The sequence below is a fragment of the Pseudomonas sp. DY-1 genome (assembly GCF_003626975.1).
Lineage (GTDB): Bacteria > Pseudomonadota > Gammaproteobacteria > Pseudomonadales > Pseudomonadaceae > Metapseudomonas.
In genome coordinates this window covers 270,916-295,930 of record NZ_CP032616.1, presented here as the reverse complement: position 1 = coordinate 295,930, position 25,015 = coordinate 270,916, and the positions used below count along the sequence as shown (strand labels likewise).

The following is a 25,015-nucleotide window of genomic DNA, read 5'->3' as shown; positions in this document are numbered from 1 at the left end:
CTCTACTTGAAAGTCTCGGCCCACTCGGCGAACTGCATGCACTGGCCGAACGTCAGCACGTCCTGCGTATCGGCCAGGCAGTCGATGGAAACCCGGCTCTTCTCGCTGGCAACGTACTCGCTCACGCATTCACGCTCGTTGCGCTTCAAGCCCTTGTAGAAGTCGTCCATCTTGAACATGGCCTTGTCCAGCTGGTTCTGGGTGATCTTCTGCTTGCGCACTGCATCGCGACCGAGCTTTTGCGTCTCATTGATCAAGGTGGGCATACGCGCGATAGCCGTAGAGCACTGCTGCATGCCCTTTTGCTGGAGCTGGGCGGGTGTGAGCGATGGTGACTGCGCCGCGGCGTCCACAGCAGGTTCCGGCTGCTTGGGCGGGAGCGCATCCATGCTGTTCACCTGGAGGTTGTCGCTCTGTACGGCGCGGCTCTGGGGCGGCGGAGTGTCGGTGAAGTGCAGCTTCCCATCGGCATCGCGCCACTGGTAGACCTGGGCGGTAAGGGGTTGCGCCAACAGCAGGGCAATGGCGGCAAAAGCAAGACGGGGCGGCATCCTCGGCCTCCTAGATAGCGCAGTGCCAGCACACTACATAAGGTGCTCGTCGAGGGCAACTGGCGGGGGCAAGGATGTGTAGATCTTCTCTTATGGCCCGGCGCGGCCAGGGGGCGTGGAGCGGGCAGCGGGCTCGCTCCACAAAGCCGGAATCAGTGGAAATGCCGGCCTAGACCTGCCGGAACGCCGCTGGCGTCGGTGGGCTGCCAGGGTCCCTGCGGGCTATTGGAGTAGCTCCAGCCATTATCCCAGCGATAGTAAACGCGCTCGCGATAGAAGACGTTGCGCTCACCTTCGAGCACATAGACGCCCAGGCCGGTATCCCAATAGCAATTACCACCGGGTGGCGGAGCGAAGCGCGGGTGGGCCTTCATGCGCGGGGCCTGCTTGGGAGGCTGCGGCTGCACCGGCGGAATGGGGCGATTCTGCGGCGGCGGAGTCTGAACCGCTGGCGGCGTGCGGGAAGGCTCCCACTCCGGCTCATCGGGTTCATGGTACGGACCCTGGCCAGCACAGCCGGCCAGGGTCAGCAGGAGACAGATCAGGGGCAGGCCGAAGCGAGTGCTCGGCGCTGCCGAAAGTGCAGTTTGGATGGTCATTTCTTGTCCGGGCTGTCGATGGTCAGTCGTTGGGTATCCGACGTACCAGTAGACAGCGGCGAACTGCTTCCTATCCATTCACCTGCGGTCGCATTGCCACTACGGGAGATCCGGGCGACCAGTTGCACCTGTGGGAAGTTGGACAGCTTAAGCTGCGGCATCATCGCGTCCGCGTCGCTCAGGCTTACTTCCACCGGCAGGTCGGCCACAGTCATGCGCTTGACCGCCAGTGGCATGGGCGGACCGGAGGTGGCGCGGGCGAAGATGAACACACTGTCGCCCGGCTGCACCTTATCCTTCAGTGCTGCCGCCAGATCGACATGGACCTTGAGCTGGGCACCGGTTGGAGCCGGGGCTGCGGCAGGCTCTTCTACTGCCACACCGCTTTCCTTGAGCTTTTCGCGCGCCTTGTCGATACCGCCCTGCAGGGCAGCGCGGGACGGGTCGTCAGCCGGAAGCTGGGTGATCAGGCGCTCCCAGTAGGTGATCGCATCCTGGAAGCGGCCTTCCTCGAAGCCTGCAATACCAAGCAGTCCGAGACTGGTGATTTCATTGGGGTCGGCCTTCAGGGCCTCTTCAGTGAGAGCCTTGACCTCGGGGGTCAGCTTCTTCTGGCTGGCGAAGTACAGGGCCTGTGCCCACTGGCCAAGCAGCTCGGGCTCACGGCCCCCGCGCTTGACCGCCTGCTCGTAGGCACGCGCGGCGTCCGCCGGCCGATCCTGGGCCATGTAAGTACGACCAAGGAAGTACCAGCCTTCAGCGGATTCCGGCTGTGCCTCGACCACCCGCTCCAGGCGCGAAGTCATTTCTTCGATGCTGCGCGGCTGCTCGCGCAGTTCACGGGCCAGCTCCACCTTGTTGCTGGCGCCCCAATGCAGGTACAGGCCAAAACCGAGTGCCGGTGCAAGGATGGCGGCCACCAGCGGCAGGGCCTTGCCCAACCGGGAAATGCGGTTGATGTCGGCACCTTCGGTATCGGCCAACAGCTCACGGGCTGCTTCTGCGCGGCCAGCCTCGAACTGCTCGGCCGTCAGGGTGCCGGCGGCGTGCTGGGAGTCCAGTTCGTCCAGGCGCTCCTGATAAAGGGCCACGTTGAGGGCGGTGCGGTCTTCCTCGGTCTGGGCCTTGCGGCCGCGGAGCACGGGGATCAGCAGGAAAGCCAGGGCGACCAGCAGAAGCAGGCCGGCGGCGAGCCAGAAATCGATCATGAGTCTTTCTTGTCCTGGTTCTCGGAGTTCAGCAGGGCATCGAGGCGGGCCTGCTCATCGGCGGAAAGCAGCACCTGCGCAGGGCTGTTCTCTACCCGGCGGCGGCGGACGACGATGATGCCCAGCACCACCAGCCCTCCTATCAGCAGCCCAGCGGGGCCATACCAGAGCAACACGGTGCGTGCGTTGACCGGCGGCTTGTAGCGCACGAAGTCGCCGTAGCGCGCCACCAGGTAGTCGACGATCTCGTCGTTGTTCTTGCCCTCCTCCAGCATGCGGAAGATTTCCCGGCGCAGGTCGGTGGCAATCGGTGCGTTGGAGTCGGCGATATTCTGGTTCTGGCACTTCGGGCAACGCAGTTCTTCGGTCAGGACGCGGAAGCGCTCGCGCTCGGCCTCATCCTTGAACTGGTAGGTATCGATGGCGGCCTTGGCGACACCGGTAAGGGCCAGCCCCAGCAGGGCAGCAGCGATCAGACGCTTCATTTGCCGCCCTCATCCGCCAGGGACTGGTACAGAGGGGCCAGTTGCTCGCGCCAGACCACTTCGTCGATCACGCCGACGAACTTGTGGCGAATGATGCCGTCCTTGTCGATCAGGAAGGTTTCCGGCGCGCCATACACGCCCAGGTCCAGACCGAGGCTGCCCTGTTCGTCGCGGATGTCCAGCTGATAAGGGTTGTGGAATTCCTTTAGCCATTTCAGCGCGGCGGCGTTGTCATCCTTGTAGTTGACGCCGTAGATGGTCACGCCCATCTGTGCCAGCTTGTTCAGCACCGGGTGCTCGACGCGGCAGGAGACACACCAGGTGCCCCAGACGTTGACCAGCGCCGGCTTACCTTTGAGATCGGCCTCGGTGAGGGTGCGCTCGCCGGTGACATTGGGCAGCGAGAAGGCCGGGAACGGTTTGCCGATCAGGGCCGAGGGTAACTCGGCCGGGTCAAGGAACAGCCCGCGATAAAGGAATACCGCGATGGCAAGGAAGCCCAGCAGCGGCAGGACGAGGATCAAACGCTTCATGCTTGGGCTCCAGCCATCCCCAGCGCCTCACGGACGCGGGTCTTCACTTTCACGCGGTAGCGGCGGTCGAAGGCCGCCAGCAGGCCGCCAAGGCCCATCAGCAAGCCGCCCAGCCAGATCCAGCGGACGAAGGGTTTGACGTGAACGCGCACAGCCCAGGCGCCATTGTCCAGGGGTTCGCCGAGCGCGACGTAGAGATCGCGGGTGAAGCCAGCGTCGATGCCGGCTTCGGTCATCACCGATTGCTGAACGGTGTAGAGCCGCTTCTCCGGGTGCAATACCGTCACCTGGTTCTCGCCCTCATAGACGATCACGGTTCCCTTGTCGGAGGTGAAGTTCGGGCCTTCATGATGCGCAGCGCCCTCGAAGAGGAAACGATAGCCGCCCAACTCCACCGACTCGCCCGGAGCCAGCCGCAGGTCGCGCTCAGCGCTGTACTGGCTGGATAGCACTACGCCCAGGGCACAGACGGCGATACCGGCGTGGGCCAGTTGCATGCCCCAGTAGCTACGGGTCAGGCCAGCGGCGCCTTTGAGCAGGCCCTTGTGACGGGTCTTGTCGAGCAGATCGCGAACACCGGCCAGCACGACCCAGGCGGACAACGCGCCCACAGCCAGCACCGCCCAGTGGAAGTCGCCATAGAAGAAGGCGGCCAGCACACCCAACAGCAGGCTGCCGATCAGCACCGGACCGAGCATGCCCAGCAGCCATTTCACCGGCGTATCCTTCCAGCGCACCAGCACGCCGACCGCCAGGGCCAGCATGACGAGGCCCATCAACGGCAGGAACAGGGCATTGAAGTACGGCGGGCCCACCGACAGCTTGGCGCCAGACAAGGCATCCAGTACCAGCGGGTAGAGGGTGCCGAGCAGGATCATCGACGCCGCCACCACCAGCACCAGGTTGTTCACCAGGAGCAGGGTCTCGCGGGACCAGAGAGCGAAGCCCACCTGGCTCTTCACAACGGGAGCACGCACCGCGAACAGCGCCAGCGAACCGCCCACTACCAACAGCAGGAACGCCAGGATGAACACACCGCGCTCCGGGTCGGAGGCAAAGGCGTGTACAGAGGTCAGCACGCCGGAACGGACCAGGAAGGTGCCCAGCAGGCTGAGGGAGAACGCCGCGATGGCCAGCAGCACGGTCCAACTCTTGAACACGCCGCGTTTCTCGGTCACTGCCAGGGAGTGAATCAGCGCAGTGCCCACCAGCCATGGCATGAAGGAGGCGTTTTCCACCGGATCCCAGAACCACCAGCCGCCCCAGCCCAGCTCGTAGTAGGCCCACCAGGAGCCGAGCACGATGCCGACGCCAAGGAAAGCCCAGGCGATGATGGTCCATGGCCGCGACCAGCGCGCCCAGGCGGCATCCAGCCGTCCGCCGAGCAATGCGGCGATGGCGAAGGCGAAGGCCACCGAGAAGCCCACGTAGCCCATGTACAGCATCGGCGGATGGACGATCAGGCCGAAGTCCTGCAGCAACGGATTGAGGTCGTTGCCGTCAGCCGGCATGTTCGGCAGCAGGCGATTGAACGGGTTGGAAGTGACGATCAGGAACAGCAGGAAGCCGATGCTGATCATCCCCATGACCGCCAGCACACGAGCCAGCATCACTTCCGGCAGTTGCCGGGAGAAGATCGAAACCGCGAAGGTCCAGCCACCGAGGATCAGGGCCCACAGCAGCAACGAGCCTTCGTGGGCGCCCCAGACGGCACTGAACTTGAAGTACCAGGGCAGTGCACTGTTGGAGTTGCTGGCGACATAGGCGACGGAGAAGTCATCCACCATGAACGCGTAGGTCAGGCAGCCGAAGGCAAAGGCCAGGAAGGTGAACTGCCCCCAGGCAGCGGGCTGAGCCAGGCTCATCCACTGGCGGTCACCACGCCAGGCGCCGATCAGCGGCAAGGTCGCCTGCACCACAGCCATGCACAGGGCAAGAATCAGGGCCAGGTGGCCGAGTTCGGGAATCATCAGGTCACCCCTCCTTCTTCGGGAGTTGGCCACTTTCCTTGAGGGCCTTGGTCACTTCCGGCGGCATGTAGTTCTCATCGTGCTTGGCCAGCACTTCGTCAGCCACCAGCACGCCATCGGCATTCAGCTTGCCAAGGGCGACAATGCCCTGCCCTTCACGGAACAGGTCGGGAAGAATGCCGTGGTAGCGGATGGTCACGTTCTTCGCGAAATCGGTCACGACGAACTGCACGTCCAGGGAGTCGCCGCTGCGTTGCACCGAGCCCTTTTCCACCATGCCGCCAGCACGAATACGGGTGTCCTGCGGGGCCTCGCCATTGGCGATCTGAGTGGGGGTGTAGAACAGGTTGATGTTCTGTTGCAGCGCGGACAGCGCCAGCGCCACGGCGATGCCCACACCCGCCAGGATGGCAAGGATGATGAACAGGCGCTTCTTGCGAACCGGATTCACTTCGACTCCTCCCGGCGCAAACGACGCGCCTCGTCTTGCAGGTAACGGCGCCGCGCGATCAGCGGCATGGCGACGTTGATGGCCAGTACCACCAAGCTGATGCCGTAGGCGGTCCAGACATACAGGCCATGGTTACCCATGGCGAGAAATTCGGTGAAGGAAGAAAAACTCATCAGACCTTACCCACTTGTGCCTGAATCTCGGCCTTGGCCCAGCTGGCGCGGGACTCGCGCTTGAGCACTTCCAGGCGCATGCGCATCAGCATCACGGCGCCGAAGAAGCAGTAGAAGCCGAGCACCATGATCAGCAGCGGCACCCACATTTCCGCCGGCATGGCCGGCTTCTCAGTGATTTTGAAGGTGGCAGGCTGGTGCAGGGTGTTCCACCACTCCACCGAGTACTTGATGATCGGGATATTGATCACGCCGACGATCGCCAGCACCGCACAGGCCTTGGCAGCACTGTCACGATTGCTGATCGCCTGCCCGAGGGCAATGAGACCGAAGTACAGGAAAAGGAGGATGAGCATCGACGTGAGGCGGGCATCCCACACCCACCAGGCGCCCCAGGTCGGCTTGCCCCAGATGGCGCCGGTAACCAGAGCCACGAAGGTCATCCAGGCACCGATAGGCGCGGCGGCCTGCAAGGCGACATCGGCGAGTTTCATCTTCCAGACCAGACCCACTACCCCGCACACGGCGAGCATGATGTAGCAGGACTGGGCGAGGAAGGCCGCCGGCACATGGATGTAGATGATTCGGAAGCTGTTGCCCTGCTGGTAGTCCGGCGGCGCGAAAGCCAACCCCCAGACCAGGCCGAGGGTAATCAGGATCACCGCTCCCCAGGCGAGCCAGGGCAGCCAGCGACCGCTGATCTCATAGAACCACTTCGGCGACCCGAGCTTGTGGAACCAGGTCCAGTTCATCGGGGCCACCTGCTCGGCGCTGCGGCCTGTTCGGACATCGGCAGTTTTCTCATCAGGGCAACTCTATTTCTTATTCGCCGACGCTGATGGTCAGGCCAGCGGCAATGGCAAAGGGTGTCAGGGTCACCGCCAGGGCGGTGAGGCTCGCCAGCCACAACAGGTGGCCGACGGTCGGCAATCCTTGCAAGGCCGCCTGCAACGCCCCGCTGCCGAGAATCAGCACCGGGATGTACAGCGGCAGGATCAGCAGCGCCAGCAAGAGGCCACCACGCTTGAGACCGACAGTCAGCGCGGCGCCGACGGCGCCCAGCAGGCTCAAGACCGGGGTACCCAGCAACAGCGAAATCAGCAGGACGGGCAGGCATCGTGCCGGCAGGCCAAGCATCAGTGCCAGCAACGGGGCCAGCAGCACCAGGGCCAATCCGGAAAAGAGCCAGTGTGCCAGCACCTTGGCCAGGACCAGAAGCGGCAGGGGGTGCGGCGAAACGACCCACTGTTCGAGGGAGCCGTCTTCGAAGTCACTGCGGAAAAGCCCGTCCAGCGAGAGCAGGACGGCCAGCAGGGCCGCTACCCAGACCAGGCCGGGGGAAAGGCTTTGCAACAATTGGGTCTCGGGGCCGACGGCCAGCGGAAACAATGCGACCACTATGGCGAAGAACACCAGCGGGTTGGCCAATTCCGCCGGACGGCGTACCAGCAGGCGGGCTTCGCGGGCGACCAGCAGTGTGAAGACGTTGCTCATGCGCGGCGCTGCCCCAGGTCGAGTTCACGGTAGCCGGTGGGTACCTGGCCCATGGTGTGGTGAGTCGTGAAGACAACCAGGCCGCCCTGCTCGCAATGGCTCGCCAGATGAGCCTCTAGCTGGGCAACACCCTGCTTGTCGAGGGCGGTGAAGGGTTCATCGAGAATCCACAGCGGTGGCGCGTCCAGGTACAGGCGTGCCAGCGCGACGCGGCGCTGCTGCCCGGCGGACAGGGTGTGGCAGGGTACATCTTCAAAACCACGCAGGCCGACCGCTTCCAGTGCCCGCCAGATGGCGTCGCGCTCGGCGGGCTGGTGCAAGGCGCAGAGCCAGCGCAGGTTTTCCTCCGGGGTCAGCAAACCCTTGATACCGGCGGCATGACCGATCCACAGGAGGTTGCGCGCCAGCTCGCTGCGCTGGCTGGCCAATGGCTTGCCGTTCAGGCGAACTTCACCGGCAGTGGGCTGCATCAGACCGCAGAGGAGACGCAGCAGGCTGGTCTTGCCACTGCCATTGGGGCCGGCGACCTGGAGCATCTCGCCACGGGACAGTTGCAAGTCCAGCCGCTCGAACAGCAGGCGCCAATCCCGCTCGCAGGCGAGGGCCACGGTCTCGAGATAGGGACTGGTCACGGCATGAGTACCCGGGATGTATTCAAGTCAGGAAGGTGCCGGCCGCTATAATGGAGAACTCCAAGGCTCGCAGCCGGCCCGGACGGGGCGGCATTATACATGCCATATCCCCCCCCCGAAGCGAGCTTTTTCGACAGGTTGTAACCCCTTCATGACCGAAATCAGCGGCGCGCGCCCTCTCCCACCCAGCCAGCCCGTTTCCCGCCCCGTGCAAAACGCGGCGGACATGGCGCTCAAACTGCTTCAGCCCCTGGACGGACTGCTGGCCGCCGGTGAAAGCGCCGACGCCGAAGTCATCGCCCTGAAGGAAACCGCTCAGAGCTTCCAACTGCTGCTCAAGCTGACCCTGGCCAATGGCACTCAGACCACGCTTGAGGCCAGCAGCACGCGCCCTTTGGCCCAGGGAAGCCTGCTCAACATCACTGCCCTGTCGGATACCCGCCTGGCCATGGCACTAAAAGGCGGCGAACGTGCCCTCGGCAGCCTCGATCTCGACCTGCTGCCGGTGGGCACCCTGGTCCAGGGCAAGGTCGTGGCAAGCGAACTGGCCACCCAGGGCAAGGCCCAGTCGGCGGTCTACAAGGTACTGGTGAACGTGCTCAACACCCCGCTGGCCGGTAGCCAACTGAACATCGAAAGCCCGCGCCCGCTGGCCATCGGCAGCCTGCTGAGTGCCCAGGTCCAAGGTAGCCAGATGCTGCAGTTCCTGCCCCTCGCCGCTCAATTGGACCAACTCGAACTCACCCAGCAACTGGCCGGGCAGCAAAGCCGCCAGGGCTCCCTCGACGCCTTGCTCGGCGCTCTGCAAAGCACCGGCCGGGAGAGCCTGCCGGAAAACCTGCGCGCGGCCATGGACAAGCTGCTTGGCGCATTGCCCGACATCCGCCAGCTTGGCGACCCCAAGGTCCTGGCAGCCGCCCTGGAGAACAGCGGTGCCCTACTGGAGTCACGACTCCTGGCCGGGCAGTCCGGCTCCCTGGCCCAGGACTTCAAGGCCAACCTGCTGCGCCTGGTCGCCCAGTTGCTGCCGTCTTTGCCTACCGCCACCAGCCTGCCGACCATCGGCACCAGCAATGCCATGGCCCAGGCACTGCCGGCGTTCATCCGCAACGCTCTGGGTGCCCTCGGCCAGGCCAATGCCCGCCAGCAGGCGCTGAGTTTCCCCCTGCCCTCGCGCCTGGCGCAGGCCGCCGAAGAAGAAGGCGACCTGGAAACACTGCTCAAACTGGCCGCCGCTGCCGTTTCCCGACTGCAGACGCATCAACTCTCCAGCCTCGCCCAGACCCAAGTGACGCCAGAAGGCAACCTGCTGACCACCTGGCAGCTCGAAGTGCCGATGCGCAACCAGCAAGACATCGTCCCGCTGCAGATCAAGCTGCAACAGGAGCAGGAAGGCCGGCAGGAAAAGAACGAGCGCAAGGAAAGTCTCTGGCGTATCGAACTGGCCTTCGATCTGGAGCCCCTAGGGCCACTGCAGGTCCAGGCGCAACTGGCACAGGGCAGCCTGTCCAGTCAGCTATGGGCGGAACGCGCCGGTACCGCCGGATTGATAGATCGCGAACTGCCGAACCTGCGTGAGCGCCTTCAGGCCGCGGGCCTTACCGTCGGCGAACTGGCCTGCATCCAGGGCCAGCCACCGCGCGGGCACCGCACCACACTCGAACAACGCTGGGTGGATGAGACCGCATGAGCAAGAGACCGCGCCAGGCCATTGCCCTCTCCTACGACGGTACAAGCGCCCCCAACCTGACCGCCAAGGGTGACGACGAACTGGCGGAAGCCATCCTCGCCATCGCCCGCGAGTACGAAGTGCCCATCTACGAGAACGCTGACCTGGTACGTCTGCTGGCACGTCTGGAACTGGGCGATGCCATCCCCGAGCCGCTCTACCGCACCATCGCTGAGATCATTGCATTCGCCTGGTACCTGAAAGGCAAATGCCCGGACGGCTTCGACCCCGATGCCGAACGTGATGTCACCCCTGCCCTGCCACTGCTCAACGGTCCGGGTTACTGAGTACCAGGCGTTCCCCCGCCAGTCCCTTACCCTGGGGGAAGTCCTGCAATTGCCACGCAAAGTACCCTTCGCGGAAATAGAACACCTGCCGATAGCCCCAGCTGACGGCCATCTTCACCGCCTGAGCACCGTGGGGGCAGACCTCGCTGTCGCAATAGATCACCAGGGGTATCTGGCGCGGCCATTGTGGCTGGGCCAGGTCACTGAACCGATCGAGCAGGTCAAGGTGCAGGGCGCCATGAATATGGCCCCAGGTCCACTCGCGCGTAGGCCTTACATCGATGAAGATCGCGCCGCGCTCATACAGGTAACGTGCCTGCAACACGTTGACCGTCATTGCGCCCTTTACTTCCATGGGGGCTTCCTGGGCCTGCAGGCAGGACATCAGGCATAACAACAGAACTGGAAGCAGACGCATCGCCGGACCTCCCCGGAGAGAAGCCCCGGAATTTCAGCTTAGGTCAAGCGCATAGCCAAGAATTGGAACGATTGGAACGGACGGCGATAGCGCTAAGAACAGCTCGCGCTAAAGCAGCTGACGGAAAGTGAGGTTGCCCGTGCATGAGTGGTGGCCAGCGCAACCCTCGCTGCCGGTATCAGTCATGCTCCGACTTTGCCTGATGGAGCCTGCTCACCAGTTCGGCTTCGGCCTTGGTCAGCCCACAGGAATGGGTGAGGTCATCGACGCTGGCGCCGAGACCTACCAGACGCGCCGCCTGGGAGAAGGAAAGGCTCGTGGGGTCGCGCTGCTCCATCCGGCTCAGTTTGTCCGGCAGCGGAGCCACTACGCGACGCAGCTCCTGAAGGTCTTCGCCCATACGCACGCTGCCGTCGAAATAGGCTTCGAGACGGCGCCCCAGCTCCTTGATCTTCTGGTCGCGCACTGCGTCGCGCTTGGCCTGCGCCTCCACTTCCTGGCGCAGGCGCTTGGCCAGCCAGTAGCAAGTCGCGCCCAGGCCAGCGCACGCCAGGGCCAGAACCACCGCGAGCAGTGCAATCCAGATCAACTCAGATGCTCTCCAGCTCGGACCACTCTTCCTCGCTCATCATCTTGTCCAACTCGACGAGGATCAGCAGTTCGCCGTTCTTGTTGCAGACGCCCTGGATGAACTTGGCGGATTCGTCGTTACCGACGTTGGGGGCGGTCTCGATCTCCGACTGGCGGAGGTAGACGACCTCGGCCACGCTGTCGACGAGGATGCCCACCACCTGCTTGTCCGCCTCGATGATGACGATGCGGGTGTTATCGGTCACCGGCGCCGGGCCAAGGCCGAAACGCTGGCGGGTGTCGATCACCGTCACCACGTTGCCACGCAGGTTGATGATGCCCAGCACGTAGCTCGGGGCCCCCGGTACCGGAGCGATTTCGGTGTAACGCAGAACTTCCTGCACCTGCATTACGTTGATGCCGTAGGTTTCATTGTCCAGGCGGAAAGTCACCCATTGCAGGATGGGATCTTCGGCACCTTGAGCGGACGATTTCTTCATGTTCCCTAGCCTCTCTTGAGCCACCCTGGGCGGCGTACGCGGGTTAACCCGCTGTTGTGTTCATGGAGCTCCGTACGGCACGGAGCCACCCCTCAATTAAGTGACATGCGCTTGATGGCGCCGCTGGCGATCAGCTCGGCGAGGGCCGAGACGTCCAGCAGCGCACACATGTGTTCGATTACGGTACCGGCCAACCAGGGCCTTTGGCTACGCTGGCTGCGCCATTTGATTTCGTTCGGGTCCAGGCGGATGGAACGGCTGACCTGATGAACCGCCAGCCCCCACTCGTAACCCTGCACCGAAATCACGTACTGCAGGCCCTCGCGGAAGTCGTCACGGTAGCGCTCGGGCATGACCCAGCGCGCGGTATCCAGCACTTTGAGGTTGCCCGCCTGGCACGGCAGTATGCCGAGGAACCAGTCCGGCTGTCCGAACAAGGGCGTCAGCTCCTGACCGGCCAGAGGGTAGATGGAGCCAAGCGACACCAGCGGAACGGCCAGTGTCAGTCCGGCGACATCGAACAGCAGGCACTCGAAAGGTTCTTCACCCCACGCGGGCCGCCCACCGGCAACGAGCGCGGGAACATCTGAATGGAGCGCGCCCGGCATGCCGAGCTCTACCAGCGGCTCGACGCGCGCCTGCGCGAGTTCCGGCGCGGTCACAACCTCAGCCGGCACAAGCACTTCGGGCTCCAGGACCAGCAGCGGCTCTACTTCCAACTCCGGCGCAACCGGGATCGGAGTAGCCAGCGGCGCCGGCGCTGCCTCCAGCACGTGAGTCAGGCGTGCGTCACGTACCTGTTCTTCCAGCACCGCGGCTTCGAACTCTTCCCGGCTGATGCTTTCCGCCAGCTCGACTGAAGCCTCTTGCAACAGCGCATCCAGGTAGGACTGCAGAGCCAGTTGCGGGCGGGTGGCTGTGGCGAGAGGACGACTCATGTTGGGAACCCACGGAATTGATCTGTAGAGCCTATCGGCAGGCGGCACACTTCACTTGAGCTCCAGCAGTCGGCGTTGCAGCGCATCTCAGGCCACCTGGGTGGCCAGTTGCTGGCTGAGCAGGTGCTTGAGCAAAGCGCGGTAGGCAATCACGCCGCGGCTGTTGGAGTCGTACTGCGACGGCGTGACGCCGGCGCGACTGGCATCGCGCAGTCGGGTATCCACCGGAATGTAGGCCTGCCAGAGATTCTCCGGGTAGTTGTTGCGCAGCACTTTGAGGGTATTGAGCGACGCCTGGGTCCGACGGTCGAACAGCGTCGGCACGATGGTGTAGGGCAGAGCCTGCTTGCGCGAGCGGTTGATCATGCTCAGCGTGCTGACCATGCGTTCCAGGCCCTTCACTGCAAGGAATTCGGTCTGCACCGGAATCACCAGCTGCTGGCTGGCCGCCAGGGCGTTGACCATCAGCACCCCGAGCAGCGGCGGGCTGTCGATGATGGCGTGGTCGAACTGCTGCCAGAGCTGCGCCAGGCTCTTGGCGATCACCAGACCGAGGCCATTCTGCCCCGGCGATTGGCGCTCGAGGGTCGCAAGTGCGGTACTGGACGGTAGCAGCGAGATGCGCTCGTTGCTGGTCTGCAGCAGCAGCTCGCGCGGCAAACCATCGGGCACGCTGCCCTGGTTGAGGAACAGGTCGAAGCAGCTGTGTTCCAGCGTGTCCGGATCATGCCCGAAATAGCTGGTCATCGACCCGTGGGGGTCGAGGTCAACCACCACGACGCGCTTGCCGGCATCGGCCAGCAGACCTGCCAGGGCGATGGACGTGGTGGTCTTGCCGACTCCACCTTTTTGGTTGGCTACTGCCCAGACTCTCATCTTCTTCATCCTCCCGGCTGCGCTGATGCGCCGAGACTTTCAACCTGCCCTATGGGGCAGGTGACGGGGAATTGACGGCACCCGCTGCAGGGGCCTGTGCTGGCGCTGCTGGTGCAGGTTGCGTGCCAGCCCTCTGCAGCGCGGCATCCGGCTTGGCATTGGCGCTACCGACGCCGCTGACACTGCGGCGCACATCGAGATTGCGGGAGATCACCAGCACCACGCGCCGATTGCGCGCGCGCCCTTCGGCCGTGGCGTTATCCGCAACCGGCTGGAACTCACCATAGCCCACCGCTGCCAGGCGGCGGGGCGCCAAACCGTCCATGGCCAGCATGCGCACGATGCTGGCGGCACGCGCCGTGGAAAGCTCCCAATTGGAGGGGAACTGCGAGGTGGCAATGGGCAGGTTGTCAGTGAAACCTTCGACGTGAACAGGATTGTCGTAGGGCGCCAGAATCCTGGCGACTTTCTCGATCAAGGTGAAAGCCACGTCATTGGGAACGGCGTCACCACTGGGAAACAGCAGACTGGAGTTCATCTCGATCTCCACCCAGAGTTCGTTACCGCGCACATTCAACTGCTCGGATTTGATCAAGTCGCCGAAGGCATCGCGTACGCTCTGGGCGATCTCTTGCAGCGGATCGGCACCCGGATCGTCGATCGAGCTCTGGCTACGCTCGCTCTCTTCCACCATGCTGCGGTCAGGCTCGGTGGTACGCGGCTTTTCCTCGCCTACCGGGATCGGCTTGATCGAGCGGTCGGGCTGGTTGAACACGCCGACCAAGGTTTCCGAAAGGATCTTGTACTTGCCCTCGTTGATCGAGGAGATGGAGTACATCACCACGAAGAAGGCGAACAGCAGAGTGATGAAGTCCGCGTAGGACACCAGCCAGCGTTCGTGATTCTCATGTTCTTCCTGATGCCGCCTGCGCGCCATGGCCCGTTCCTCAATCCATGAAGCCTTGCAGCTTGAGTTCGATCGATCGCGGGTTCTCGCCTTCGGCGATGGAGAGGATGCCCTCCAGCAGCATTTCGCGGTAACGCGACTGGCGAATGGCGATGGACTTCAGCTTGTTGCCGATGGGCAGAAGCAGCAGGTTGGCGAAACCGACGCCGTAGATGGTAGCGACGAAGGCCACCGCTATACCGCCCCCCAGTTGGCTGGGGTCTGCCAGGTTGCCCATTACGTGGATCAGGCCCATGACGGCACCGATGATGCCGATGGTGGGTGCGTAGCCGCCCATGCTCTCGAATACCTTGGCAGCTTGCAGGTCGCGCCCCTCCTGGGTGAAGAGATCAACCTCGAGGATGCTGCGGATGGATTCCGGTTCTGCGCCATCCACCAGCAGTTGCAGGCCCTTGCGAGCGAATGGGTCGGGTTCGCTGTCGGCGACCGGTTCCAGGCCCAGCAAGCCCTCCTTGCGCGCGGTCATGCTCCAGTTCACCACACGAGTGATGCCACCGGCGAGGTCCACTTGGGGTGGAAAGAGAATCCAGCGGAAGATGGCCAGCGCTCGCTTGAAGATGCTCATGGGCGTCTGCAGGAAAGCCGCGCCCAGGGTGCCACCCAGAACGATGAGTGCCGCAGGTCCGTTGAGCAGGGCTGCGGCATGGCCGCCTTCGAGGTAATTGCCGCCGATGATGGCGACGAAGGCCAGGATTACCCCGATGAGGCTCAGTACATCCATTACCTGGGTTTCTCCATTACATGCACGCCTCGACCAGGTGGCGGCCAATATCGTCCAGGCCATAGACCGCATCGGCCAGGTTGGCCTTCACCACTGCCATGGGCATGCCGTAGATCACGCAGCTGGCTTCATCCTGTGCCCATATCTGGCTGCCGCCCTGCTTGAGCAGGCGCGCACCTTCGCGACCATCGGCGCCCATGCCGGTCAGCACCACCGCCAGGACCTTGTCATTGTAGGCCTTGGCAGCCGAGCCAAAGGTGATGTCCACGCAGGGCTTGTAGTTCAGGCGCTCGTCGCCGGGGAGGATGCGCACCACGCCACGCGTGTCGACCATCATCTGCTTGCCACCGGGTGCGAGCAGGGCCAGGCCCGGACGCAGGACGTCACCATCCTCCGCTTCCTTGACGGTAATCCGGCAAAGCTTGTCCAGACGTTCGGCAAAAGCCTTGGTGAAGGCCGCCGGCATGTGCTGGACCAATACCAGGGGGGCCGGAAAATTGGCCGGCAGCTGGGTGAGTACACGTTGCAGGGCAACCGGCCCGCCGGTGGAGGTGCCAATCGCCACCAACCGGTAGGCCTTACGCTTTGGGGCGGCGGAGGCTGCCGGCGTTGCCGGTGCAGCATGGCTGGGCTGCGCCGGGGCATGAGCCGGGCGCGCCGGGATGCTGGCGGCAGCTGCCGGGGCCGCATAAGCCGGTTGCGCCGGGGCACTGAAGCTGCTGTAGCGGCGGTTGCTGCGAGCGATGCTGTGCACTTTCTCGCAAAGCAGTTGCTTGACCTTCTCGGGGGTGCGCGAGATGTCCTCGAAATTCTTCGGCAGGAAATCCACCGCGCCAGCATCCAGGGCATCGAGAGTGACGCGGGCGCCTTCGTGGGTCAGCGAGGAGAACATCATGACCGGCGTCGGGCAGCGCTGCATGATGTGCCGCACTGCGGTGATGCCGTCCATCATCGGCATCTCGTAATCCATGGTGATGACATCGGGTTTGAGCGCCAGTGCCTGGTCAATGGCTTCGCGGCCATTGGTGGCAGTGCCCACCACCTGGATATTGGGGTCGGAAGAAAGAATTTCCGTGACGCGGCGGCGGAAGAACCCGGAGTCATCCACCACCAGAACCTTGACTGCCATAAGAAAAAAGCTCCTAGCGGGCGGCCGTTCCCGGCCACCCCAGATCAACCACGGCGTGCGTAATGCTTGAGCATGCTCGGCACGTCGAGGATCAGTGCGATACGGCCGTCGCCGGTAATGGTGGCGCCGGACATGCCCGGCGTTCCCTGGAGCATCTTGCCCAGTGGCTTGATCACCACTTCTTCCTGACCCACCAGTTGGTCGACCACGAAGCCAATGCGTTGGGTGCCCACGGAAAGGATCACAACGTGGCCCTCCCCCTGCTCCTCAACGGCGGCATCTCGCACCAGCCAGCGTTTGAGGTAGAAGAGCGGCAGGGCCTTGTCGCGGACGATCACGACTTCCTGGCCGTCCACCACGTTGGTGCGCGACAGGTCCAGGTGGAAGATCTCGTTGACGTTCACCAGCGGGAAGGCGAAAGCCTGGTTGCCCAGCATCACCATCAGCGTCGGCATGATCGCCAGGGTCAGCGGGACCTTGATGACGATCTTCGAGCCCGAGCCCTTCTGAGAGAACACGTTCACCGTGCCGTTGAGCTGGGAAATCTTGGTCTTCACCACGTCCATGCCGACGCCGCGGCCAGACACATCGGAAATCTCGGTCTTGGTTGAGAAGCCCGGGGCGAAGATCAGGTTGTAGCACTCCAGCTCAGTCAGGCGTTCGGCGGCATCCTTGTCCAGCAGCCCCTTCTCCACGGCCTTGGCGCGAAGTACGGCCGCATCCATGCCCTTGCCGTCGTCGGTGATCATCAGAAGGATGTGGTCGCCTTCCTGCTCGGCAGAGAGGACAACGCGGCCAGTGCGCGGCTTGCCAGCGGCCTCGCGCTCTTCGGGCGATTCGATGCCGTGGTCGACGGCGTTGCGCACCAGGTGCACCAGCGGATCGGCCAGGGCTTCGACCAGGTTCTTGTCCAGGTCGGTTTCCTCGCCCACCAGCTCGAGGTTGATTTCCTTCTTCAGGTTTCGCGCCAGGTCACGAACCAGCCGCGGGAAACGGCCGAAGACTTTCTTGATCGGCTGCATCCGCGTTTTCATCACCGCGGTCTGCAGGTCGGCGGTGACCACGTCCAGGTTGGACACGGCCTTGGCCATGGACTCGTCGCCGCTGTTGGAGCCCAGGCGTACCAGACGGTTACGCACCAGTACCAGCTCGCCGACCATGTTCATGATCTCGTCCAGGCGCGCGGTATCCACCCGTACGGTGGTTTCCGCCTCACTGGCCACTGCGGGACCGGCAGCGCCATTACCAGCGGCGGCAGGTGCAGCGGACTGACGAGGTGCCGAGGCCGGCTCGGTCTTGGCAGCGGGTCTGGCAACTGGAGCTGGAGCAGCGACGGGGGAAGGACGGCTGACAGCGGGGGTCGCGGCCGGCTCTTCAGTAGCACCGTTGAACTTGCCCTTGCCGTGCAACTGATCGAGCAGCGCTTCGAACTCGTCATCGGTGATGTTTTCACCGCTCGCTGGTACGTCCGGTACGACGGGAGCGGCCGGGGCGATGGCAGCGACTTCAGCGGCGCCATTGAACTTGCCCTTGCCATGCAGCTGGTCCAGCAGGTCCTCGAACTCGTCGTCAGAAATTTCGTCGCCCGCGCCAGCACTCGCCAGGGCGCTCACCGGGGTGCTGGCCGCAACGGCGGCTTCCGGTTCAACCGCAGCTACGAACTTGCCCTTGCCGTGCAACTGGTCGAGCAGCGCTTCGAATTCGTCGTCAGTGATTTCATCGGCAGTGGCTGCAACCGGCTCAGCGGCACCACCAGCGTTATCGCCCAGCGCGTCGAGCAACTGCTCGAACTCGCTGTCGGTGATATCGGCTTTCGCTTCGACGGGAGCCGACTCCACGATCACCGAAGCAGGAGCTACCGAAGAAGCAACCACGGGCTCGGCGCCTGCCGGCTCAGCGAGACGCGACAAGGCAGCCAGCAGTTCCCGAGTCGCAGGCGTCGGTTCGCTGCGCTCACGTACTTCGCGGAACATTTCATTGACCGTGTCCAGGGCCTGAAGCACCACGTCCATCAGCTCGGCATCCACGCGGCGCTCGCCCTTGCGCAGGATGTCGAAAACGTTCTCGGCGATGTGGCAGCACTCCACCAGCGCATTGAGCTGGAGGAAGCCAGCTCCGCCTTTCACGGTATGGAAACCACGGAAAATCGCGTTGAGCAGGTCCATGTCGTCCGGGCGGCTTTCCAGCTCGACCAGCTGCTCGGACAGTTGCTCCAGAATCTCGCCGGCCTCTACCAGGAAGTCCTGGAGGATTTCTTCATCGGCGTCGAAGCTCATAAGTGGAGTGCTCCCTAAAACCCAAGGCTGGATAGCAGATCGTCGACGTCGTCCTGTCCGGACACTACGTCCTCACGTATATCGGCATGGATCTGCGGACCTTCACCCCTGGAAGGATTTTTTTGTTGTTCCAGCTCAACGCGCAGCGCGTCGTGGTCGTGCTCGATGCCGGCGTAGCGATCTACCTGGCTGGCCATCATCACCAGCTTGACCAGGTTGCTCTCCACTTCGGTAACCAGCTGGGTCACGCGCTTGATCACCTGGCCGGTGAGGTCCTGGTAGTCCTGCGCGAGCAGAATGTCGTTGAGCTTGCCGGACAGCGCATCGGTATCGCGCTGGCTGCGGGCGAGGAACTGCTCGATGCGGCGGGCCAGGTCACGGAATCCGTCCGCACCGATTTCCCGACGCATGAAGCGGCTCCATTCCTCACCCAGCTTCTGGGCTTCGTCGCTCAGGCCGTTGAGCAGTGGCGCGCTTTCCTCCACCAGATCCATGGTGCGGTTGGCGGCCTTCTCGGTCATTTGCACCACATAGGAAAGACGGTCAGTCGCATCGGCGATCTGCGACATTTCCTGGGCATGGGGCAGATGCGGGTCGATCTGGAAGTTGACGATGGCGTTGTGCAACTCACGAGTGAGCTTGCCGACTTCCTGGTAGAGGCCGCGATCACGGACGTGATTGAGTTCGTGGATGAGTTGCACGGCGTCGGTGAAGTTGCCTTTCTCGAGGCTATCCACCAATTCCCGCGCACGGACTTTCAGGGTCGACTCGAAGTCTCCCAGCAGGTGTTCTTTCTGGTCCATGGTGCCCTCGCGGCTGACATTCAGCCGTTGACCCGCTCGAAGATCTTCTCGATTTTTTCTTTCAGGACCTGGGCAGTGAAAGGCTTGACCACATAGCCGTTCACACCGGCCTGAGCCGCTTCGATGATCTGGTCGCGCTTGGCCTCGGCAGTCACCATCAGGACCGGCAGGTGCTTAAGGCGCTCATCGGCGCGTACCGCGCGCAGCAGATCGATACCGGTCATGCCAGGCATGTTCCAGTCGGTCACGAGGAAGTCGAAGTTTCCGCTGTGCAGCATCGGCAGGGCGGTGGTGCCGTCGTCCGCTTCGGCGGTATTGGTGAATCCCAAGTCGCGCAAGAGGTTCTTGATGATGCGTCTCATCGTCGAGAAATCATCAACGATGAGGATTTTCATGTTCTTGTCCAAGTCGACCTCCGTACAGTCTCAAACGCCCCTCTTGCCGGGGACGCCATTCAAATCCGAAAGCGGTGTACCGCTCAGCGCGCGCGCCATTCGCCCAGCCGTGCGCGCAGACGTGCCGCGCACTGGCTATGCAACTGGCTGACTCGCGACTCGCTGACCCCCAGCACTTCACCGATTTCCTTCAAGTTCAGTTCTTCGTCGTAATACAGCGCCAGCACCAGGCGCTCACGCTCCGGCAGGTTCGCGATGGCATCAGCCAGCGCGGCCTGGAAACGATCTTCTTCCAGATCATGGGAAGGCGAGAATTGGGTGACACCGGCGTCCTCGTGCACGCCGCCCTGCTCGCCGTCCTGCAACAGGTCGTCGAAGCTGAACAGGCGGCTGCCCAAGGTGTCGCTCAGGATGCCGTAGTAGTCTTCGAGACTCAATCCAAGTTCGGCAGCAACTTCCTGATCTTTAGCGTCACGGCCAGTTCTGGCCTCGATGGTGCGGATCGCATCACTCACCATGCGCGTATTGCGATGCACCGAGCGCGGCGCCCAGTCGCCCTTGCGGACTTCGTCGAGCATGGCCCCGCGGATGCGGATGCCGGCGTAGGTTTCGAAGCTGGCGCCCTTGCTACCGTCGTATTTCTTCGAGGCCTCGAGCAACCCGATCATCCCGGACTGCATCAAGTCTTCCACCTGAACGCTGGCCGGCAGGCGCGCGAGCAGGTGATAGGCGATGCGCTTGACCAGGGGGGCATAGCGCTCGATCAACTGATGTTGCGAATCCCTTGCCTGTGCCTTGCCGTACATACGCAGCCCCGTGGCGGGTGTCATACAGGGGTTTCCGCAGACGGCTGCCGGACCAGCCGCTCGACGAAGAACTCCAGGTGGCCCCGCGGATTGGCCGGTAGCGGCCAGCTGTCGACCTTCTGCGCGATGGCCTTGAAGGCCAGGGAGCACTTCGAACGCGGGAAGGCTTCATAGACCGCGCGCTGCTTCTGCACGGCCTTGCGCACCGACTCGTCGTAGGGCACGGCACCCACGTACTGCAGGGCGACGTCGAGGAAACGGTCGGTAACCTTGGTCAGTTTGGCGAACAGGTTGCGCCCTTCCTGCGGGCTGTGGGCCATGTTGGCCAGCACGCGGAAGCGGTTCATGCCGTAATCGCGGTTGAGCAGCTTGATCAGCGCGTAGGCGTCGGTGATGGAAGTCGGTTCGTCGCAGACGACCACTATCACTTCCTGCGCTGCCCGGACGAAGCTGACCACGGAATCGCCGATGCCGGCGGCGGTGTCGATCACCAGCACATCGAGGTTGTCGCTGATTTCACTGAATGCCTGGATCAGGCCGGCGTGCTGCATGGGCGAAAGCTGCACCATGCTCTGGGTGCCGGAGGCGGCCGGGACGATACGAATGCCCCCCGGTCCCTGCAACAGCACGTCGCGCAGGTCGCATTCGCCATTGATCACATCGGCCAGGGTGCGCTTGGCGGTGAGGCCGAGCAGGACGTCGACGTTGGCCAGGCCGAGGTCGGCGTCCAGCAACATGACGCGACGGCCAAGATCAGCCAGGGCCAGCGAGAGGTTCACGGACACGTTGGTCTTGCCGACGCCGCCCTTGCCGCCGGTCACCGCGATCACCTGTACGGGATGCATACTACCCATTTCAAATACCTTGCCTTAGGGGCCAGTTGGCGGTCCAGCACCGCCCCCCGAGGAGGCGGTTCACAATTCTTCAACCGGCGCGGCGCGCCGGATTCTGGTAAAGCCCGGCGAACAGGTCAGCCATGGCTTCTTCACTCGGGTCCTCCGGAGCCTGGAGGCTGACCGCACGGCTCACCAGTTGGTGGCTGCGGGGAACCTGCAGATCATCCGGGATTCGCGGGCCGTCGGCCAGATAGGCTACCGGGAGATGCTGGCCGATAGCCAGCCCCAAAACCTCGCCCAGGCTGGCCGCTTCGTCCGCCTTGGTAATGATGCAACCGACCAGGCCGCAACGCTTGTAGCTGTGATAGGCAGCCTTGAGCACCTGGCTCTGACTGGTGGCCGCCATCACCAGGTAATTCTTCGCGTTTATCGCACGGCTGGCCAGTGCTTCGAGCTGCATGGTCAGGGCCGGATCGTTGACCGGCAGACCGGCGGTATCGATCAGCACCACGCGCTTGCGGGCCAAGGGAGCCACAGCCTGGGTCAGGGACTGGCCAGGATCGACCAGGGTCACCGGCACATTGAGGATTCGGCCCAGGGTCTTGATCTGCTCCTGAGCACCGATGCGGAAGCTGTCCATGCTCACCAGGGCGACGTTTTGCGCGCCGTACTTAAGCACGTAGCGAGCAGCCATCTTGGCCAGGGTGGTGGTCTTGCCCATGCCGGCCGGACCGACCAGGGCGATCACCCCGCCCTCTTCCAGCGGTTCGGTCTGCGGGGTGCGAATGGCGTGGGACAGGTGCGCCAGCAGCATGCGCCAAGCCTGACGCGGCTCGCTGACCTTGGCCACCTTGTCCAGCAGGGCCCGGGCCAGTTCGGCCGGCAGCCCCATGCGTTGCAGGCGGCGCCAGAGGCTGGCCTGCTGAGGGCGGCGGCTCTGCATCTGGCCCCAGGCGATGGAGCCGAGTTGCACTTCAATCAGTTCGCGCAGGCCGCTCAGCTCGAAACGCATGGCATCCAGGGCAGCCTGATCCACGGCAGCGGGCTTGGGCGCGCTGACGGGCTCCGCGGCGCGGGGGACTGCGCGCGGACGACTCATGGCGGCGGCCAGGGCGGATTCCGGCAGTTCGGATTCGATGGCGGTCAGCGGCTCGCCGGCGAACAATTGACGGTCCTTGCCGGCGTCAGCCTGGGCACGCGTGGTCAGCTCAGCCTGGGCTTCGGCGATGCGCGCCTGGGTCTTGCGCAATTCCGCCTCGAGGGCCGGGTTCGGCCTGCTCGGGGCTGCTGCCGGCATTGGGTAGTCCAGCGCCGCGGTCAGCTCGACACCGCCGGCGACACGGCGGTTACCGATGATGGCGGCATCCGCGCCCAGTTCATCACGCACCAGCTTCATGGCTTGACGCATATCGGCGGCGAAGAAACGTTTGACCTGCATGGCCGTTGACCTCGGTTAGTTCTGCCCCACAGTGGCAACTATGGTGACCTGCTTGTTGTCCGGTATTTCCTGGTAGGCCAGTACGTGCATGGTTGGCACGGCGAGCCTTGCGAAGCGCGACATCATCGCCCGGATCGGCCCAGCCACCAGCAGGATCGCCTGCTTGCCGAGCATCTCCTGGCGCTGCGCCGCTTCCACCAGGGAACGTTGCAGCTTCTCGGCCATTCCGGGTTCGAGGAGAACGCCATCTTCCGAACCCTGTCCGGCCTTCTGCAGGCTATTCAGCAATATCTGTTCCAACCTGGGTTCCAGAGTGATCACAGGCAGCTCCGGCTCTAGTCCCACAATGCTTTGCACGATTGCGCGGGCCAACGAGACGCGGACGGCAGCCACCAGCGCGGCGGGATCTTGACTCTTGGGCGCCATGTTTGCGATGGCTTCGGCGATGGTGCGGATGTCACGCACCGGCACCTGCTCCTGCAGCAGGGCCTGAAGTACCTTGAGCAGGGTCGAAAGCGACACCATGCCCGGCACCAGCTCTTCGGCCAGGCGCGGCGAACTCTTGGACAGGTTCTGCATCAGTTGCTGGACTTCTTCGTGACCCAGCAGCTCATGGGCATGTTTGTGCAGCACCTGGTTCAGGTGAGTGGCGACCACGGTGCTGGCATCGACCACGGTGTAGCCGAGCGACTGCGCCTGGTCGCGCTGGCTGGCGTCAATCCACACGGCCTCCAGACCGAACGCCGGATCCTTGGCGGCGACACCATTGAGGGTGCCGAACACCTGGCCGGGGTTGATCGCCAACTCGCGGTCCGGATAGACCTCCGCTTCAGCCACGCTTACCCCCATCAGCGTCAGCCGATAGGCGTTGGGCAGCAGGTCGAGGTTGTCGCGGATATGCACCGAGGGCATCAGGAAGCCCATTTCCTGAGAGAGCTTCTTGCGAACACCCTTGATCCTCGCCAACAACTGGCCGCCCTGGTTGCGATCCACCAGCGGAATCAGGCGGTAGCCCACCTCCAGCCCCACGAGATCAACCGGAATCACATCGTCCCAGCCCAGTTCCTTGGTTTCCTGGGCACGCTGGGCCGGCAGCAGCTCCTGCTGACGTTGTTCTTCCTTCACAGCCTGATCCTTGACCTGCTTCTGCCGATGCCAGATCCACCAGGCACCGCCGCCAGCCACAAGACCCAGACCGATGAAGGAGACGTGCGGCATGCCCGGCACCAGACCCATGGCAATAAGGATGGTGGCGGACACCGCCAGCGCCTTGGGCGAGGCGAACATCTGGCGATTGACCTGCTGACCCATGTCTTCGGAGGAAGACACTCGGGTCACCATGATGGCCGCAGCGGTAGATAGCAGCAGCGACGGAATCTGCGCCACCAGACCGTCACCGATGGTCAGCAGCGAGTAGATGCGGCCGGCGTCACTGAAGCTCAGGCCATGCTGCAGCATGCCGATGGCCATGCCGCCAATGAGGTTGATGAAGAGAATCAGCAGGCCGGCGATGGCATCGCCGCGCACGAACTTGCTCGCGCCGTCCATGGAACCGTAGAAGTCGGCTTCCTGGGAAACCTCGGAGCGGCGCTTCTTGGCCTCGGCCTGGTCGATGAGGCCGGCGTTGAGGTCGGCGTCGATGGCCATCTGCTTGCCGGGCATGGCGTCCAGGGTGAAACGCGCACTCACCTCGGAGATGCGCCCGGCACCCTTGGTGACCACCACGAAGTTGATGATCATCAAGATCGCGAAGACCACGGCACCGACGACGTAATTGCCGCCCACCACGACATCGCCGAAGGCCTGGATCACCTTGCCCGCGGCGTCATGACCGTCCTGGCCGTGGAGCAGCACCACGCGGGTGGAGGCGACGTTCAACGCCAGGCGCAACAGGGTGGCGACCAGCAGAATGGTCGGGAAAACCGCGAAATCCAGGGGACGCAGGGCATAGACGCTGACCAGCAGCACCACGATCGACAGGGCAATGTTGAAGGTGAAGAACACGTCGAGCAGGAACGGCGGCACCGGCAGGGTCATCATGCCCAGCATCACCAGCACCAGCAGGGGCACCCCGAGGTTGCCACGACCCATGCCGATCAGGTTGTTGCGGACATTGCCGATCAGTTGCGTACGATCCACTGCTACTCCCCTACCCCTTTCGCGAAGCATCGCTTCGCACATCCAATCTTTTGACGCCAGGTGGCGTCGCAATCCCCTTTGTGCAAGAAGC

At 63.5% G+C, this 25,015-nt stretch carries 28 protein-coding genes; 2 read left to right on the top strand and 26 right to left on the bottom strand.

From position 1 onward, the window contains the following. Positions 1-2: 2 nt before the first annotated feature. The 11 genes from D6Z43_RS01630 to ccmA all read right to left on the bottom strand — a co-directional run bounded on the left by D6Z43_RS01630 (position 3) and on the right by ccmA (position 8,114). Positions 3-551 (bottom strand): DUF4124 domain-containing protein, encoded by a 549-nt coding sequence (locus D6Z43_RS01630; protein WP_120649978.1) that lies wholly within the window; start codon positions 549-551, stop codon positions 3-5. Between the two features lie 152 nt (positions 552-703). Continuing rightward, positions 704-1,150: a hypothetical protein gene (locus tag D6Z43_RS01625; RefSeq protein WP_120649977.1), complete on the bottom strand. Its 447-nt coding sequence runs from the start codon at positions 1,148-1,150 to the stop codon at positions 704-706. Next, a complete protein-coding gene (ccmI, locus tag D6Z43_RS01620) occupies positions 1,147-2,358 on the bottom strand; it encodes a c-type cytochrome biogenesis protein CcmI (protein WP_120649976.1) in 1,212 nt (403 codons plus the stop codon). Before ccmI ends, D6Z43_RS01625 begins: the two co-directional genes overlap by 4 nt. After that, a complete protein-coding gene (locus D6Z43_RS01615) occupies positions 2,355-2,843 on the bottom strand; it encodes a cytochrome c-type biogenesis protein (RefSeq protein WP_120649975.1) in 489 nt (162 codons plus the stop codon). Before D6Z43_RS01615 ends, ccmI begins: the two co-directional genes overlap by 4 nt. Continuing rightward, positions 2,840-3,376: a DsbE family thiol:disulfide interchange protein gene (locus tag D6Z43_RS01610; protein ID WP_120649974.1), complete on the bottom strand. Its 537-nt coding sequence runs from the start codon at positions 3,374-3,376 to the stop codon at positions 2,840-2,842. Before D6Z43_RS01610 ends, D6Z43_RS01615 begins: the two co-directional genes overlap by 4 nt. Beyond that, positions 3,373-5,346, bottom strand: a complete 1,974-nt coding sequence (locus D6Z43_RS01605) for a heme lyase CcmF/NrfE family subunit (RefSeq protein WP_120649973.1) — start codon at positions 5,344-5,346, stop codon at positions 3,373-3,375. Before D6Z43_RS01605 ends, D6Z43_RS01610 begins: the two co-directional genes overlap by 4 nt. A gap of 4 nt (positions 5,347-5,350) precedes the next feature. Next, positions 5,351-5,797 carry a cytochrome c maturation protein CcmE gene (gene ccmE, locus D6Z43_RS01600; RefSeq protein WP_120649972.1) on the bottom strand — a complete coding sequence of 149 codons (447 nt, stop codon included), beginning with the start codon at positions 5,795-5,797 and terminating at the stop codon, positions 5,351-5,353. Then, positions 5,794-5,970: a heme exporter protein CcmD gene (gene ccmD / locus D6Z43_RS01595; RefSeq protein WP_120649971.1), complete on the bottom strand. Its 177-nt coding sequence runs from the start codon at positions 5,968-5,970 to the stop codon at positions 5,794-5,796. Before ccmD ends, ccmE begins: the two co-directional genes overlap by 4 nt. Then, a complete protein-coding gene (locus D6Z43_RS01590) occupies positions 5,970-6,722 on the bottom strand; it encodes a heme ABC transporter permease (protein ID WP_120649970.1) in 753 nt (250 codons plus the stop codon). The genes ccmD and D6Z43_RS01590 overlap by 1 nt, the downstream gene beginning before the upstream one ends. Before the next feature lie 70 nt (positions 6,723-6,792). Further along, positions 6,793-7,464 carry a heme exporter protein CcmB gene (ccmB, locus tag D6Z43_RS01585; protein ID WP_120649969.1) on the bottom strand — a complete coding sequence of 224 codons (672 nt, stop codon included), beginning with the start codon at positions 7,462-7,464 and terminating at the stop codon, positions 6,793-6,795. Then, positions 7,461-8,114 (bottom strand): cytochrome c biogenesis heme-transporting ATPase CcmA, encoded by a 654-nt coding sequence (gene ccmA, locus D6Z43_RS01580; protein ID WP_174235597.1) that lies wholly within the window; start codon positions 8,112-8,114, stop codon positions 7,461-7,463. The genes ccmB and ccmA overlap by 4 nt, the downstream gene beginning before the upstream one ends. 133 nt (positions 8,115-8,247) lie before the next feature. On the opposite strand from ccmA, the gene D6Z43_RS01575 reads away from it, so the two are divergent. Together D6Z43_RS01575 and D6Z43_RS01570 are read left to right on the top strand one after the other, a co-directional pair. Further along, positions 8,248-9,786: a flagellar hook-length control protein FliK gene (locus tag D6Z43_RS01575; RefSeq protein ID WP_120649967.1), complete on the top strand. Its 1,539-nt coding sequence runs from the start codon at positions 8,248-8,250 to the stop codon at positions 9,784-9,786. Further along, positions 9,783-10,112, top strand: a complete 330-nt coding sequence (locus tag D6Z43_RS01570; RefSeq protein WP_120649966.1) for an EscU/YscU/HrcU family type III secretion system export apparatus switch protein — start codon at positions 9,783-9,785, stop codon at positions 10,110-10,112. Before D6Z43_RS01575 ends, D6Z43_RS01570 begins: the two co-directional genes overlap by 4 nt. Here the strand turns inward: D6Z43_RS01570 and D6Z43_RS01565 are convergent. The 15 genes from D6Z43_RS01565 to flhA form a co-directional block, all read right to left on the bottom strand. Next, complete coding sequence (locus tag D6Z43_RS01565) at positions 10,093-10,530, bottom strand: rhodanese-like domain-containing protein (RefSeq protein WP_120649965.1); 438 nt, start codon at positions 10,528-10,530, stop codon at positions 10,093-10,095. The genes D6Z43_RS01570 and D6Z43_RS01565 overlap by 20 nt on opposite strands. Before the next feature lie 178 nt (positions 10,531-10,708). Next, a complete protein-coding gene (locus tag D6Z43_RS01560; RefSeq protein WP_120649964.1) occupies positions 10,709-11,119 on the bottom strand; it encodes a DUF2802 domain-containing protein in 411 nt (136 codons plus the stop codon). A 1-nt stretch (position 11,120) separates the two neighbouring features. Continuing rightward, a complete protein-coding gene (locus D6Z43_RS01555; RefSeq protein ID WP_016493839.1) occupies positions 11,121-11,600 on the bottom strand; it encodes a chemotaxis protein CheW in 480 nt (159 codons plus the stop codon). 92 nt (positions 11,601-11,692) lie between these two features. Then, the gene (locus D6Z43_RS01550) at positions 11,693-12,538 is read right to left on the bottom strand and encodes a CheW domain-containing protein (RefSeq protein ID WP_120649963.1); all 846 of its coding nucleotides are present in this window, start codon (positions 12,536-12,538) and stop codon (positions 11,693-11,695) included. A gap of 87 nt (positions 12,539-12,625) precedes the next feature. Continuing rightward, entirely contained in the window at positions 12,626-13,414 is a 789-nt protein-coding gene (locus D6Z43_RS01545) for a ParA family protein (RefSeq protein WP_120649962.1), read from the bottom strand. A 49-nt stretch (positions 13,415-13,463) separates the two neighbouring features. Further along, positions 13,464-14,351, bottom strand: a complete 888-nt coding sequence (gene motD / locus D6Z43_RS01540; RefSeq protein WP_120649961.1) for a flagellar motor protein MotD — start codon at positions 14,349-14,351, stop codon at positions 13,464-13,466. A 10-nt stretch (positions 14,352-14,361) separates the two neighbouring features. Beyond that, positions 14,362-15,102 (bottom strand): flagellar motor protein, encoded by a 741-nt coding sequence (locus D6Z43_RS01535; protein ID WP_120649960.1) that lies wholly within the window; start codon positions 15,100-15,102, stop codon positions 14,362-14,364. A 16-nt stretch (positions 15,103-15,118) separates the two neighbouring features. Continuing rightward, positions 15,119-16,231: a chemotaxis response regulator protein-glutamate methylesterase gene (locus D6Z43_RS01530; protein ID WP_120649959.1), complete on the bottom strand. Its 1,113-nt coding sequence runs from the start codon at positions 16,229-16,231 to the stop codon at positions 15,119-15,121. Positions 16,232-16,275: 44 nt separating this feature from the next. After that, positions 16,276-18,507, bottom strand: coding sequence for a chemotaxis protein CheA (locus D6Z43_RS01525; RefSeq protein WP_120649958.1), 2,232 nt, complete (start codon positions 18,505-18,507; stop codon positions 16,276-16,278). Between the two features lie 14 nt (positions 18,508-18,521). Continuing rightward, the gene (locus D6Z43_RS01520) at positions 18,522-19,310 is read right to left on the bottom strand and encodes a protein phosphatase CheZ (protein WP_120649957.1); all 789 of its coding nucleotides are present in this window, start codon (positions 19,308-19,310) and stop codon (positions 18,522-18,524) included. Between the two features lie 20 nt (positions 19,311-19,330). Then, positions 19,331-19,705: a chemotaxis response regulator CheY gene (locus D6Z43_RS01515; RefSeq protein ID WP_003083073.1), complete on the bottom strand. Its 375-nt coding sequence runs from the start codon at positions 19,703-19,705 to the stop codon at positions 19,331-19,333. 83 nt (positions 19,706-19,788) lie between these two features. Further along, the gene (gene fliA / locus D6Z43_RS01510) at positions 19,789-20,535 is read right to left on the bottom strand and encodes an RNA polymerase sigma factor FliA (RefSeq protein ID WP_028626565.1); all 747 of its coding nucleotides are present in this window, start codon (positions 20,533-20,535) and stop codon (positions 19,789-19,791) included. Next, positions 20,532-21,365, bottom strand: a complete 834-nt coding sequence (gene fleN / locus D6Z43_RS01505; RefSeq protein WP_120649956.1) for a flagellar synthesis regulator FleN — start codon at positions 21,363-21,365, stop codon at positions 20,532-20,534. Before fleN ends, fliA begins: the two co-directional genes overlap by 4 nt. A gap of 70 nt (positions 21,366-21,435) precedes the next feature. Continuing rightward, entirely contained in the window at positions 21,436-22,785 is a 1,350-nt protein-coding gene (gene flhF / locus D6Z43_RS01500) for a flagellar biosynthesis protein FlhF (RefSeq protein ID WP_120649955.1), read from the bottom strand. Between the two features lie 15 nt (positions 22,786-22,800). Beyond that, on the bottom strand, positions 22,801-24,924 hold the full coding sequence (gene flhA, locus D6Z43_RS01495; RefSeq protein ID WP_120649954.1) for a flagellar biosynthesis protein FlhA: 2,124 nt from the start codon (positions 24,922-24,924) through the stop codon (positions 22,801-22,803). Positions 24,925-25,015 lie beyond the last annotated feature (91 nt).